The sequence below is a fragment of the Chryseobacterium sp. BIGb0232 genome (genome assembly GCF_024810195.1).
GTDB lineage: Bacteria > Bacteroidota > Bacteroidia > Flavobacteriales > Weeksellaceae > Chryseobacterium > Chryseobacterium pennae.
The window spans coordinates 403290-418435 of record NZ_JANUEH010000002.1 but is presented as its reverse complement, the minus strand read 5'-3'; the positions used below and the strand labels follow the sequence as shown (position 1 = coordinate 418435).

The 15146-nt window shown below is 35.1% G+C and carries 8 protein-coding genes; all 8 read left to right on the top strand.

The genetic code is table 11. The features are described 5' to 3' along the window. Nucleotides 1-155 precede the first annotated feature (155 nt). The 8 genes from M2372_RS08010 (at nucleotide 156) to M2372_RS07975 (ending at nucleotide 15095) form a co-directional block, all read left to right on the top strand. The gene (locus tag M2372_RS08010; RefSeq protein ID WP_123320121.1) at nucleotides 156-2150 is read left to right on the top strand and encodes a site-specific DNA-methyltransferase; all 1995 of its coding nucleotides are present in this window, start codon (nucleotides 156-158) and stop codon (nucleotides 2148-2150) included. 4 nt (nucleotides 2151-2154) lie between these two features. Further along, entirely contained in the window at nucleotides 2155-4704 is a 2550-nt protein-coding gene (locus tag M2372_RS08005; protein ID WP_123319829.1) for a DEAD/DEAH box helicase family protein, read from the top strand. 225 nt (nucleotides 4705-4929) lie between these two features. Beyond that, entirely contained in the window at nucleotides 4930-6720 is a 1791-nt protein-coding gene (rpsA, locus tag M2372_RS08000) for a 30S ribosomal protein S1 (RefSeq protein ID WP_115970967.1), read from the top strand. A gap of 323 nt (nucleotides 6721-7043) precedes the next feature. Continuing rightward, nucleotides 7044-8477 carry a T9SS type A sorting domain-containing protein gene (locus tag M2372_RS07995; RefSeq protein ID WP_123319828.1) on the top strand — a complete coding sequence of 478 codons (1434 nt, stop codon included), beginning with the start codon at nucleotides 7044-7046 and terminating at the stop codon, nucleotides 8475-8477. A 134-nt stretch (nucleotides 8478-8611) separates the two neighbouring features. Further along, entirely contained in the window at nucleotides 8612-10036 is a 1425-nt protein-coding gene (locus M2372_RS07990; protein WP_123319827.1) for a T9SS type A sorting domain-containing protein, read from the top strand. A gap of 219 nt (nucleotides 10037-10255) precedes the next feature. Beyond that, complete coding sequence (locus M2372_RS07985; RefSeq protein WP_228455727.1) at nucleotides 10256-12898, top strand: T9SS-dependent M36 family metallopeptidase; 2643 nt, start codon at nucleotides 10256-10258, stop codon at nucleotides 12896-12898. Between the two features lie 128 nt (nucleotides 12899-13026). Then, on the top strand, nucleotides 13027-14013 hold the full coding sequence (locus M2372_RS07980) for a DMT family transporter (protein ID WP_123319825.1): 987 nt from the start codon (nucleotides 13027-13029) through the stop codon (nucleotides 14011-14013). Nucleotides 14014-14099: 86 nt separating this feature from the next. Continuing rightward, the gene (locus M2372_RS07975) at nucleotides 14100-15095 is read left to right on the top strand and encodes an alpha/beta fold hydrolase (protein WP_123319824.1); all 996 of its coding nucleotides are present in this window, start codon (nucleotides 14100-14102) and stop codon (nucleotides 15093-15095) included. Nucleotides 15096-15146: the final 51 nt, after the last annotated feature.

Genomic DNA, 15146 nt, shown 5'->3' with positions numbered 1-15146 from the left:
ATATAGAGGTAACAGATTTTTAAATAATAGACAATCCGCTGACTGAATAATAGACAATTCACTTGCGAAGCAAAATTAACTATTGACGTTTTATGGGAAACCGTAAGTGTTTAAGTTTTAGAGGGGATAAATTTGAAGCAACAAAACTTACTGCTATGAAACTCTATCAAACCTTAGAAAATCAAATTAAGAAAGAACCTAACTACGTTTCCGATAACGGAGAAATAAAAAAATGGGTGGTACTCAACAAAGCACAAAACTTCGATGAAGAACTGATTGGATTGTTATTAGAAGACGCAGACTTAAAGGAGAAATTTTTCATACAAATAAAAGAGGTCTGGGTATTTAAACAAAATCTTTTCATCCAGTTTCTTGAACAGAAGAATTATCTCAACGACAGTTATACCCAGTTTAAAAATAAAGTAGGATTAACCATTGATGGCAAGCATCTGAAACAGCGTAACGAAGTATCATTGGTCTGGCCATTTAAAGACTGTATTCTGGAGGGGGGTCAAAGCCGTGAAGAAGATAAAAGAGAAGAAATTTTCTTTAATGAAACTCTTGCACAGGATGAAATTACCGAATTACTGGATCCAAAAGTATTGACGAATGCCAAACGGTTTGATAAAGACGGGGAACATTCTTTTGATCAATTCAATAGAAATGAAAGTGGGATCATTACAGATAACCTGATCATCAAAGGAAACAATCTTTTGGCACTGCATTCTTTGAAAAAAGAGTTTGCGGGAAAGGTGAAGCTGATTTATATAGATCCGCCTTATAATACGGGAAATGATGGGTTTAAATATAATGATAGTTTTAATCATTCTACCTGGCTGACTTTTATGAAGAATAGGTTGGAAATTGCTAAAACATTGTTAAAAGAAGACGGTGTTATATTGGTACAATGTGATCACCATGAAATGGGATATTTAAACATTCTTTTAGATGAAGTTTTTGGAAATGAAAATAAAATTCAACAAATAGCAGTTAAAGTGGCTTCAGCATCTGGTTTTAAGGCTGTAAATCCAGGGCCAATTGATGTTTTGGAGAATATTCTTTTCTATGCGAAAAATAAGAAAAAAGTGCAGTTTAAAAAGAATTATGTAGTAACAGGGTATCATAAAAATTATAATCAATATTTAGATAACAGTGATCTTGAAATTGAAAAATGGAGACTAACTCCTCTAAAAGAAAAAGTTATTAAAGAAAATGGTTATTATAATGAGAAAGATATGAAAAGTAAATTGGGAAATAGTTATTTAGCATCATTGGAGCTAATGATAGAAGAATTTGCTTATAAGAATGCTGAAAATGTGGTAAGTGTTAGGGATTTACATAAGCCAACACAACATGTGAGAAATTTACAACAAGTATCAAAGATAGATAGGAATAAAATATTTGTCTATGATAAGCAAGATGGGGATAAAACATATATTATTAATGGAGGAGCATTAGCTTTTTACTCTACAAAAATTAGAGAAATTGATGGAGAAATGAAGGTAACCGAATTATTAACTAACTTTTGGAATCACATCTCATGGGCTGGTATAGCAAACGAAGGAGGTGTAAAGTTAAAAAATGGCAAAAAGCCTGAAAAGCTTATCAAACAAATATTTGAGCTTAATACAAATGAAAATGATATTATTCTGGATTATCACTTAGGTAGTGGTACCACAGCAGCCGTTGCTCACAAGATGAACCGTCAGTATATCGGTATTGAGCAATTAAATTATGGAGAGAATGATAGTGTTATTCGATTAAAAAATGTAATTGAAGGTGATAAAACTGGCATCTCCAAATCCGTTAACTGGCAAGGCGGTGGCTCTTTCATCTACCTCGAACTCAAAAAATACAATCAAACCTTCATTGAAAAGATAGAAGAAGCAAAAGATGAAGAAACCCTTCTTCAGGTTTGGGAGGAAATGAAAGCAAAATCTTTTCTGAACTATAATGTAGACATTCAAAAACAGGAACAATGTATTGAAGATTTTAAGACATTAACCCTACAGGAACAGAAACAACATCTTTGCGAGCTGCTCGACAAAAATCAATTGTATGTCAATCTTTCTTCCCTTAATGATGGGAATTTTGAATGCACACCGAAAGAGCAGAGTGTAACCAGAGAATTCTATCAACTTAAAAACTAAGCAGATGGCATTTTTACACGAAATATTCAATAATCCGTTTGCCCGTAAGGCTTTGGCAGATGTTGTTTTGCCTAATGTGATTGCTGATAATCTGAAATTTGGGATTCGTCCTTATCAGGAAGAAGCCTTCAGACGTTATTTATATACTGAAAGGGAAGATTTTGACGGCAAACCTAAGAAACCCCTGCATCTCCTTTACAATATGGCAACAGGAAGCGGGAAAACAATGGTGATGGGTGGTTTAATGCTTCATCTTTATGAAAAAGGATATCGTGATTTTCTGTTTTTTGTCAACAGTAATAATATCATTCAGAAAACGAAAGATAATTTTCTTAATCCACATACGTCCAAATATTTATTTAAGGAGAAGATTGTCGTCAATGGGAAAGAAGTTTTTTTGAAACAGATCGATAATTTTGACGAGTCAGACCATGAAAACATCAATATCAAATTTACCACAATCCAGCAGCTTCATATTGATTTAAATAATACCAAAGAAAACAGTGTTACCTATGAAGATTTCCAGGATAAAAAGATCGTTCTGATAGCTGATGAAGCCCATCATCTGAACAGTGGGACAAAGAGCGGAAACCTTTTTGGAAGCTGGGAAGAGACCGTTCTGGAGATTCTGCGGCAGAATTTTGAAAATATCCTTTTGGAATTTACTGCCACCTTAGATTATGAAAGCCGGGAAATTGCCGAAAAATACAAGGATAAAGTCATTTATAAGTATGATCTTGCCCAGTTCAGAACTGATAAGTTTTCCAAGGAAATTAATCTTGTCCGCTCCATGTATGATGAACAGGAAAGAATTATTCAGGCATTGATTTTAAATTTGTACCGTCAGGAATTGGCGGCCATTCATCATATTAATCTAAAGCCCGTTATTCTTTTCAAAGCTAAAAAAACGATCAAAGAATCGGAACAGAATAAAGAAAATTTCCATAAGCTGATTGATGATTTTTCTGAAAAACTGATAGAAAAGATCAGAAAAACTTCCACAGTTTCTATTATTCAAAAGGCTTTTGATTTTTTTGAAGCCAGAAATATTTCGAAACATGATATTGTAAAAAGGATACAGGCTAACTTCAGAGAAGAAAATTGTCTGAGTGCCAATAATGATTCAGAAGCAGAGAAAAACCAGATTTTACTCAATACGCTGGAAGAAGAAAATAACCCGATCCGTGCCGTATTTGCGGTCCATAAGCTCAATGAGGGCTGGGATGTACTTAATTTATTTGATATTGTACGATTGTATGAAGACCGCGACGGGAAAGATGGAAAGCCAGGAAAAACAACCCTTTCCGAGGCTCAGTTAATTGGTCGTGGAGCAAGATATTATCCGTTTGCTGTGGAAGAAGGAGAAGATAGATTTGTACGGAAATATGATGATGATATTTCAAATGATCTGAAGATTTTAGAGGAACTGTATTACCACACCAAAGAAGACAGCCGTTATATTTCAGAACTTAAAAAGGCATTGGTAGACTCTGGGATATACGAAGATGAGACCAATCTTGAGACAAAGCAGCTAAAATTAAAACCTCTATTTAAAACCTCAGAATTATATAAAAATGGAGTGGTATTCTCTAATAGAAAAATTCCCAAAAATTTTAATCAGATAAAGTCCTTTAAGGATCTGGGAATTATTAAACCCAGGTTTAGTCATCAGTTATCTTCAGGAAGTGGAAGAACATCCAATGTCTTTTTTGAATTAGAGAAACCGGTTCCTTCTGATGAAGGAATAAAGTCTGAAGGAATCAAAATTCAGGATATTCAGAAGCATGTAGTCAGATATGCCTTAAGCCGGAATCCTTTTTACTACTTTGATCATCTTTCGCGTTATTTTCCCAATATAACATCTATCTGGGATTTTATAGTGGATGAAAAATATTTGGGCGGAATGGAAATCATATTCTATGGAACTCAAAACCGTCTCCAGGAAATTTCACATTTTGATTACCTGCAGGCACTGAACGGATTGTTGCAGAATATAGAAGCGGATATTAAGCATAATGCTCCGGATTATGAAGGGTCTTCATTCCAGGCACAGCCTATTCGTGAAGTTTTCAGAGATAAAGAAATCAGGGTTAAAAAAGATAGTGAAAGAGCAAAAGGGCAGGAAAGTGTGGTTTTAGATGAACCTTGGTATGCCTATAACGCGAATTATGGAACCAATGAAGAAAAAAGATTTGTAGAATTATTTGCCAGACGCTTCAAAGGTCTAAACCAAAAGTTTCAGGATATTCATCTGATCCGTAATGAAAGGGAAGTTAAGATCTTTGATAAGTCAGGACGTGCTTTTGAACCGGACTTTATTCTGTTTTGCAGTCAGAAGAAAGATAAGCAGCTTACTTATCAGGTTTTTATAGAGCCTAAAGGGACTCATTTAATTGATTATGACAGGTGGAAAGATGATTTTTTGAAAGAAATAGGAGATGAAAAAAACACCATTACCATTCATACTGATCATTATTTAATTACCGCTGTACCATTTTACAACCACGAAACTGAAAGAGAGTTTGAACAGGCTTTGGAAAAAATATTTATATAATCTCTGAATGTTCTTTTATTATTAAATGTTGACAATCAATTGTTTGTAGAGTAAATTAGCGAATTTGAAAATATTGTTTATCTCAAATAAAATTTCTATCTTTGCACCCACTTTTGTGGCGAAAAGGTTTGAAAGGTAAATTACTTACAATTAATTACTTCCGTATTTTTTAATCCTCATTTATTCAAACCGTTAAAAAAGAAGGAATACAAATTTTATTAGAAAATGTCAAAAGAGACAAATTCAGCAGAGGTTTTATTAAACCACAACGTAGCACCAGAACAATTTGATTGGGATTCTTTCGAATCAGGTCTTGATGCAGATGCGAGAAAAGAAAAAAGCGATTTAGAAGAAATCTATAACGGATCTCTTAACAGCCTAAACGATAATGACGTTTTAGTTGGTAGAGTTGTAAGATTAACTGATAAAGAAGCTATCGTAGACATCAACTTCAAATCTGAAGGTGTTATTTCTCTTAACGAATTCCGTTACAACCAAGGCCTAAAAGTAGGTGACGAGGTAGAAGTAATGGTTGACAAGAGAGAAGACAAAACTGGTCAGTTACAATTATCTCACAGAAAAGCTAGAACGCTTAAAGCTTGGGATAAAGTAAACGAACTTCACGAAACTGGAGAAATCGTTAACGGTTTTGTTAAATCAAGAACTAAAGGTGGTATGATCGTTGACGTTCACGGAATCGAAGCATTCTTACCTGGTTCTCAAATTGACGTTAAGCCAATTAAAGATTACGATCAGTTCGTAGGAAAAACTATGGAGTTCAAAGTTGTGAAAATCAACCCTGAGTTCAAAAACGTAGTTGTATCTCACAAAGCATTGATCGAAGCAGATATCGAAGGTCAGAAAAAAGAAATCATCGCTCAGCTTGAAAAAGGTCAGGTTCTTGAAGGAACTGTTAAGAACATTACTTCTTACGGTGTATTCATTGACTTAGGAGGTGTTGATGGATTGATCCACATTACAGACCTTTCTTGGTCTAGAGTGAACCACCCATCTGAAATCCTTGAGGACGGACAAACTGTAAAAGTTGTAATCCTTGATTTCGATGATGAGAAAACAAGAATCCAATTAGGTATGAAGCAATTAGAAGCTCATCCTTGGGATGCTCTTTCTGCTGACATGAAAGTTGGTGACAAAGTAAAAGGAAAAGTAGTAGTTCTTGCTGACTATGGTGCATTTGTAGAAATCGCTCCAGGTGTTGAAGGATTAATCCACGTTTCTGAAATGTCTTGGTCTACTCACTTAAGATCTGCTGGAGATTTCGTAAAAGTAGGTGATGAAGTAGAAGCTGAAGTATTAACTTTAGATAGAGAAGACAGAAAAATTTCTCTTGGTATCAAGCAATTGTCTAAAGATCCATGGGAAAACATCGAAGCTAAGTATCCACTAGGATCTAAGCATGTAGGAACTGTAAGAAACTTCACTAACTTTGGTGTATTCGTAGAGTTAGAAGAAGGTATCGACGGATTAATCTACATCTCTGATCTTTCTTGGACTAAGAAAATCAAGCACCCATCTGAGTTCTGTGCAGTAGGTGATAAATTAGATGTTGTAGTTCTTGAATTAGATATCCAAGCTAGAAGATTATCTCTAGGTCACAAGCAATTGACTGAAAACCCATGGGATAAATTCGAAACTAAATATGCTGAAGGAACTATCCACGCTGGTAAAGCAGTAGAAGTTCACGATAAAGGAGCTTCTGTACAATTCGAAGATGCTGAGGTTGAAGCTTTCTGCCCTTCAAGATTATTAGAGAAAGAAGATGGATCTAAAATCAAGAAAGGTGAAGATGCTCAATTCAAAGTAATTGAATTCAACAAAGAATTCAAGAGAGTTGTAGTTTCTCATACAGGGATCTTCAGAGACGAAGAAAAGAAAAACGTTAAAGAATCTTCTTCTAGAAACGTATCTTCTTCTTCAAATAACGAAGAAAGATCTACTCTTGGAGACATCGATGCATTAGCAGAGTTGAAAAGAAAAATGGAAGAAGGTAAATAATCTTTGAACCATTTATAAATAAGGAGCCGCTCATTTGAGCGGCTTTTTTTGTGCTGTATTTTCAGGAGCTGTTTCCCACTATCCACCCATACTCCTCACGCCACCCATTCCTATGCTCAAAACCCTTAAACTCTCCAACGCATGCTGCGGGATAACCGTTGCTATCGGGGCTAGGAAGAGGCCGGGTAGTGGGTGTTTGTTATTTTATATATTTACTTTGCTTTTTATTTATATTTTTCTGTTTATTATTTAATTATGTTAAAATATTTCACTAAATAAAGAAAAAGTGTTATTTTCATCACACTAAATTTAAAACTTTAACTATGAAAAAAACATGTTTGTTTTTCTTCATGATATTTCTGATGTCATGGAGTAATCTTAGCGCACAGCGTGACTATATCATTATGGTGGATAATGGCGGTTCGATCAATAAACAGGATTATGTCCTAATGAGGCGCGGTGTTATTAAGTTAATAGAGCAGCTTTTAGCCTGTAATCCAGAAAACAGAGTAGCGGTAGTGCAATATGGAACCGGTATATTGGATAATGATACCGGAATATATAAGCCCTTAATTTATATTGAGTCTGATTTTACCAACGATTTTTTTACTGCACAGAATTTTGAACGCCGTTTGGATTTTGGAGATTATTTTCAGCAATCTCTGGGGTTGATTAGAAATGCTATGTTGGGGATTTCGAACCCTGATATTGTAAGCCCTCAAAAAACACTGAATATAGAAAAGGACCCTAATTTTATTGTATTTACTGATGCAGAGAGGGCGTCAGGTGGTCTCAGTTCTTATCTTGTAGATCCTGCTTATGCATCCAATTATGGTTCTTATGATGCATTTGCTGATGTGATGGATTTTAAAAAAGGACTTTCTGTAGCTTTTCCGATGAGATTTACTGTAATTCATGCGAATATAAACAATGATGCCATTAAGGCTGCAGCATCTATTGCAGACGGTGACGGGCCGTATTCTGGCCCTCTTGAAGCGGTTCCTGGAGATCCAAGTAATGGTCATTCAAGATTGTATTTTAATAGGGATAATGGGTTTCATATGGTGCCAAGTGAAATTAATTATTGGAAGAATATTGCGGAAAAGATATGTCATTCTGGTAATATTGGAGCCTTAGATTTTCTTTACGAACCAGGGCATTGTATATACCAGGCTGGTACTATTGTTGGAAGTTATTATCTTCCGTCTGGTGCTACTTTGCAAGAGCTTAAGGTTGATATGATCAATTTGGAAACTGGTGAAGTGTATCCTGTAGATTCTCATCCTGTGTTTGAAGCGGGAAATCATTTTAAATTTTATTTGAATCTTAATAGTTTTGACAAGGCGGTAATTGCAGGTGCAACAGGCTGGTATAAGCTCAGGCTGACGATGATTTCCAATGCTTCCACTTCTCCAATATATAGCTGGAATAGATATCCGTACTTCTTTTATGATGTTGATATGGATTTAGGTATGGATTGTCCGGGACCTATGGTAGCAAAATCTTTATCAGAAGAAAAGCTCTTCAAGCTGACTCCAAATCCTACCAATGGATTGTTTAAAGTAATGATAGATAAAGAAGTGAAATCAGGAACATTGGAAGTAAGAGATCTGGTTGGAAATACCGTTTACAATAAAATATTACGTGGAGAAAAAGAAATAGAGGTAGATCTGAGCTCCCGAAAAGAAGGAGTTTATATTGTTAATGTAACAACAGGTAAAAACGAAATTTACTCAGAAAAGATCATCAAGAAATAATTAAAATTAAAAACTGTCTCTCGAGGCAGTTTTAATTTTAATAAAGCAATTTTATTGTAAAAATTAAATTAATTTCAATGATTATGTGAAAATTTTAAATCATTTTAATAAAATTAAATTTAAAACTTTTAACTATGAAAAAAACAATTTTATTTTTCTTCATGACATTGATGATGTCGTGGAGTACTCTTAGTGCGAAGGCTGACTATATCATTATGTTGGATAATGGAGGTTCTACAACTAAACAAGAATATATCAAAATGAGAAGGGGTGCTATTAAGTTAATAGAACAGCTTTTAGCTTGTAATCCTGAAAATAGAGTAGCGGTGGTGCAATATGGAACCGGAGTTTTTGATAATGATACCGGGGTGTATAAACCTTTGATTTATATTGAATCTGATTTTACTAACGATTTTTTTACCGCCCAGAATTTTGAACGGCGTTTGGATTTTGGAGATCATTTGCATCAGTCTTTAGGGTTGGTCAAAAATGCAATAATGGAAGTTCCGGATCCTGATATTATAAGTCCTCAAAAAACACTCAATGGGAATAATATTGAAAGGATTATAGTGTTTACTGATGCAGAGAGGGCTTCAGCTGGTCTTGATTCTTATCTTGTAGATCCTGTTTATGCATCAAATTATAATTCCTATGAGGCATTTGCCAATGTAATGGAGTTTAAAACGAATACGACAATGGGTGGCTCAATAAGATTTACTGTAATTCATTCAAATACAAATAATGATGCTATTGAGGCTGCAGCAGCTATTGCGAGCCCTGATGGGCCCTATTCCGGGCCACTTGAAACGGTTCCTGGAGATCCAAGTAATGGTTATTCAAGATCTTATTATAATAGGACTGCCGGATTTGGTTTGCGTGATTATGAAATAAATTATTGGAAAGATTTGGCTGCATATATATGTTATTCCAATAGTAGAGGAACTTTGGATTTTCTTTATGAGCCAGGGTGGTGTACATATCAAGCTTATAATCTTATTGGGAAATATAATCTTGCGGCTGGAGTTACACTGCAGGAGCTTAAGTTGGAGTTAATCAATTTACAGACTGGTGAAATATATCCTGTGGAATCTGATCCTGTGTTTGGAGCTGGAAATTCGTTTACTTTTAATTTCTCTCCCTATAGCTTTTCTCATGTATTGAATGCAGGATCGACAGGTTTGCATAAGTTCAGGGTAACGATGTTATCCAATTCTTTAAATGGCCCTGCAGCATATAGTTGGAATGGATATCCGTATTTTGACTATGATATTAATATGGATTGTCCAGAACCAATAGACAGAAAGTCTTTAGCAGAAGAAAAGATCTTTAAACTTACCCCTAACCCTACAAGTGGTTTGTTTAAGGTAATGTTCAATAAAGAAGTTAAATCAGGAATTATGGAGATCAGGGATTTAGTTGGAAATACTGTATGTAACAAAGTACTTCGTGGAGAAAAAGAAATAGAGGTAGATCTGAGTTCCCACAAAGAAGGAGTGTATATAGTGAATGTAAGAACAGACAAAAACGAAACCTACTCAGAAAAAATCATCAAAAAATAAATAAAAAATTAAACTGTCCATCCGGGCAGTTTTTTTTCTGGATTTATTAATGAAAAAAAATAGTAATTCTCGCAAATAAGGTTGGAGAGCATGATAGCAGAATCGAATTCTCTACTTTGAGAAAAAAATAAATTATTAATTAATTTTTTTTATGCTTTGTTTATTTATTTTTAAATTTTAACATAAAATATTTGTAGATTAGCGCTTTTAATAATGGATATGAAAAATAAAACTCTACCTCTTCTATTTGCGGTGTTTTCTGTATTTCCGGCTATTGCTTTCGGACAAGATAATGAAAAACTAATTAAGGATTATATTTCTCAGAATAAAATGAGAGAATATAAGAAGTCTGATCTTAATAACTTTATTGTTGATAATGTAGATTCGTCAAAATCATTAAATGGTAATGTTGTGAAGTTTATACAGACTTATAACGGCTTACCGGTATACAGTTCAGTAGGAACGGCACTTATTAAGGATAATAAAGTGGCATATTATACAGATAACTTTATCAAAGACTATGTGACGGTTTCTGCTAAAAATGCATCAATAAGTGAGAAAGCGGCACTTCAGAATATTGCAGCTGATCTGGAGAATAATAAAATTTCAGACCTTCCAATCATAGGTTTCTTTGAAAAAAGTGAAGCTAAATTACTTTCAGCAAAGCAAAGACTTGTCTACATCAGTAATGAAAATAAAGAGCTTCGTTTAGCCTATGAATTTGTTTTTAAAGAACCGAATGCTGTTAATTCATGGGATATCCTGATAGATGCCAATACTGGGAAGATCATCAGTAAAATGAACCTGAATCTTTCATGTAACTTCCACGACGATGCTTATGGGCATGATCATAGTAACAGTCAGGTGAATATGATGCCACAACTGCAGGATTTTTATATCCATGATAATATCCAGAAAAAGAATATGATGTTTCTTGCTCCGGATAATGCATCATACAACGTCTTTGCCTTACCGTTGGAATCACCCACTTTTGGCTCACGTTCTTTAGTTAATAATCCTTGGAATCTGACTTCTTCACCTGAAGGCTGGCATTCTAACGGAACTACTCATTATACGATTACAAGAGGTAATAACGTATATGCTTACGATGATAAAGATAATAATGAATCTACTTTCGGAACTTCACCTGATGGAGGAGCCACAAGAAATTTTAATTTTACATATGATGCCAATGCGCTAACGTATAATAATTTGCCGGCAGCAACCACCAATTTATTCTATATCAGTAATATGGTACATGATATTTTTTATAAATTCGGGTTTACGGAGTCTGCAAGAAATTTCCAAAGTAATAATTTTGGTAATGGAGGGCTAGATGATGATGAGGTTTTTGCTCAATCCCAAGATGGAGGAGGTTTTAATAATGCAAATTTTGCAACTTATATGGATAGTTATAATCCGATAATGCAAATGTACCTTTGGTTAGGTTCTAATAGAAAACTTTGGTATAATGCCCCTTCAGATGCTACTGCCAGAGTTGTAAATGCTGGAATAGCACAGTTTGGTTCTCAGCTTAATGATATAGGAATTACAGGTGATGTTAAATTATCAAGTGTTTTAGAAGGCTGTACAAGTATTCCTGCAGGTGAATTAACCGGTAAGATCGCTTTAATTCAAAGAGGAACATGTGGCTTTGCTATTAAAGTTAAAAATGCTGAAACAGCTGGAGCTATAGGAACTATTATTTATAACAATGCTGCAAACGGTGCTACAATTGGTAATATGGCAGGAGATGGAGTGGTTTCTCCAACTGTTACAATACCTTCTATATTAATTACTGAGGCTGAAGGATTGTTTATGAAAGGTAAACTTGATGCCAATACAGTAGTAAATACTACGTTGAGAGCCGATACAAAATACGATGGAAGCTTTGATAATGGTATTGTTACGCATGAATATGGTCATGGAATATCCAACAGGTTAACAGGAGATGGCTATACCTGCTTAAATGCAAGACCTTATGGTACAAATACAACCTATTCTACAGAACAAATGGGTGAAGGATGGTCTGACTTCTTTGCTTTGATGCTGACCAACAAACCAGGAGATAACTCTACTGTTGCCAGAGGGATAGGAACTTATCCAATGGGACAGCCAATAACAGGTAACGGGATCAGACCTGCAAAATATTCTCCGGATTTTACTGTGAATGATTTTACTTACGGTGATACAAACGGAATGGAGTATTCGGATAACGGGACAATGGTTCCGGATTCACACTCTATTGGCTTTATCTGGGCATCTATGTTATGGGATCTTCATTGGAAGTATGTTGAAAAATATGGGTATTCATCTGATGTAATGGCGAATGCTACAAACGGAAGTTCGAGAGTATTACAATTGATTCTTAACGGACTTAAACTGCAAACTTGTGATCCTAGTTTTATTGAAGGTAGAAATGCAATATTAGCAGCTGAATTGGCAGCAACAGAAGGTCAGGATAAATGTATGATCTGGAAGGTTTTTGCAAAAAGAGGATTAGGGGTAAATGCATCAGCAGGACTTAAAACGAATATCAACGATCAGGTGCAAAACTTTGATGTACCTTCAGACTGTGCTTCACTAGGTACAGATGAGCTTACTTCAATTAAAGATAATAAGATTTCTGTTTATCCAAACCCTGCAAAAGATGAGTTTTATATTAATTTCCCAAGCAAAACCCTTGGAAAAGTAAGTGTAGAACTGTATGATATGTCTGGTAAACTGGTTTCTTCTGAAGATAAAATTTCACCTGAAAACAAAAAGGCAATCTCTACAAGCAGTTTAGTTAATGGAACTTATATTGTAAAAGTAAAAGGACTTGGTTTTGAAGCCAATTCTAAAGTGATTGTAAAAAAATAACCAATTTATATAATCAATATAACAGATCGCCGCAAGCAAAGCTTGCGGCGATTTTATTTATATATCATGATAAGACTTCAAAGTACTTTAATTTATATGTCGTAACTTTGCAGGCTGTTAAAAAAATTATGAAGAAGAAAAATATACTAAAAGGTGTTTTATTTGTAGGGATTGGAGCTAGTATATACGGTATGTTGGCCACTTTTGTGAAAATGGCTTATCATGATGGTTTTACAACGTCTGAAGTAACAACATCCCAATTTGTACTAGGTTTAACCGGACTTTTGATCCTGAATCTTATTCAAACCCTGACATCAAAAAAGAAATTATCAATGCCCAGTTCCAAAGAGGTCAGAATGCTGATGCTTGCCGGAACGTCATTGGGAGGAACAAGTTTGTTTTATTATATAGCGGTTCAGTATATCAACGTTTCCATTGCTATCGTATTGCTGATGCAGTCGGTTTGGTTTAGTGTAGTAGTAGAAAGTATTATTACCAAAAAGTTTCCGAATGCAAGGAAAATTGTTGCTGTAATGATCGTATTGCTGGGAACGGTTTTAGCGACCAATCTTATCAATATGGAAATCGATCTTGATTGGCATGGAGTCTTCTGGGGACTGATGGCGGCAGCTTCATATACATTAACGATGTTTACTTCTAATACATTGGCTACCCATTTACCTGTTTTCAGAAAAAGTATTATTATGTTGGTAGGAGGTTCCATTGTGGTTTTTGCATTCCTGTTTTTTGCACAGATAGGACCCATGTATTTTGATGGATTAAAAGCTTTTTATCTGAATTTTACAGAAAATACAGAGCATATCCACTCTTTCAATTATTCGATATTTTTAACATATGGTTTTGTTCTGGCTTTATTCGGAACTATTATTCCCCCAATTCTGTTCAATGTTGGTTTCCCGAATGCAGGATTAGGTCTGGGAAGTATTGTTTCTTCCTTGGAACTTCCGGTTTCCGTAACCATGGCCTTCGTTCTGTTAGGAGAACAAGTGTTTTTAATACAATGGGTAGGGATTGCGCTAATTCTTTTTGCAATTGTTTTAATGAATCTTCCATCCAAAAAAGAAAAAGAAGTTTCTATGGCAGAAGTATCTTAAAAGATAATATTTAACTAAAAATAACAGTTGAAAACCGTTCCTTTTGGAGCGGTTTTTTTAATTTTAAAAGCTTAAAATAAAGTACCATGAGATATTTCAGAAATATAGCCTCAGCAATAGTATTCGTGGCCGGATCAGGATTATTGTTTTCACAAATAAGACCGTTGGATGCGATGCTGTCTGATTATCAATATCCTTACGAAGTTCATTTTTTAGAGTTAAAATCCCAGGATAACAATCTGAAGATGGCCTATATGGACGTAAAGCCACAAAAGACTAATGGAAAGACAATCCTCCTTCTTCACGGAAAAAATTTTAATGGAGCTTATTGGGAAAAGACCGCCAAAGACCTTTCGGAGAAGGGATTCAGGGTGATTATTCCGGATCAGATCGGGTTTGGGAAATCATCAAAGCCTCACAGTTACCAGTTTTCCTTTTCACAATTGGCAGAAAATACAAAAGCAGTTCTGGATCAGTTGGGAATTGATAAAACCATTGTTCTGGGACATTCAATGGGCGGAATGGTGGCTGCAAGGTTTACTTTGCTTTATCCTGAAAAAGTTCAGAAGCTGATCCTTGAAAATCCTATCGGACTTGAAGACTATAAAGTATTTGCTGCTTATCAGACTATAGATCAGGCCTACCAGTCTGAGCTTAAAAATACTGCTGAAACCTATAAAAACTATCAGCTGAAATTCTATTATGACAACAAGTGGAAAGAAGAGTATCAGCCCTGGCTTGATCTTATTGCAGGGTGGACTGTTCATAAGGATTATCCACAGGTAGCTTGGGATGCAGCCCTTACTTCCGATATGATCTATAACCAACCAGTCTGTTATGAATTTAAAAATATAAAAACTCCCACCTTACTTATTATAGGGACCAGAGACAGAACAGCGATTGGAAAAGACAGAGCTCCAAAGGAACTCCAATCTAAAATGGGACAGTATCAGGAGCTGGGAAAGAAGACACAACGTGAAATTCCCGGGTCCAAACTGGTGGAAATTGAAAATGTAGGCCATCTTCCCCATATTGAAGTGTATCCCAGGTTTTTTGAAGCTTTGTATGATTTTATAAAATAATCTGATGAATCTGAAATATATCAAACGAATGATGGTTGGGAGCAGGAGTTT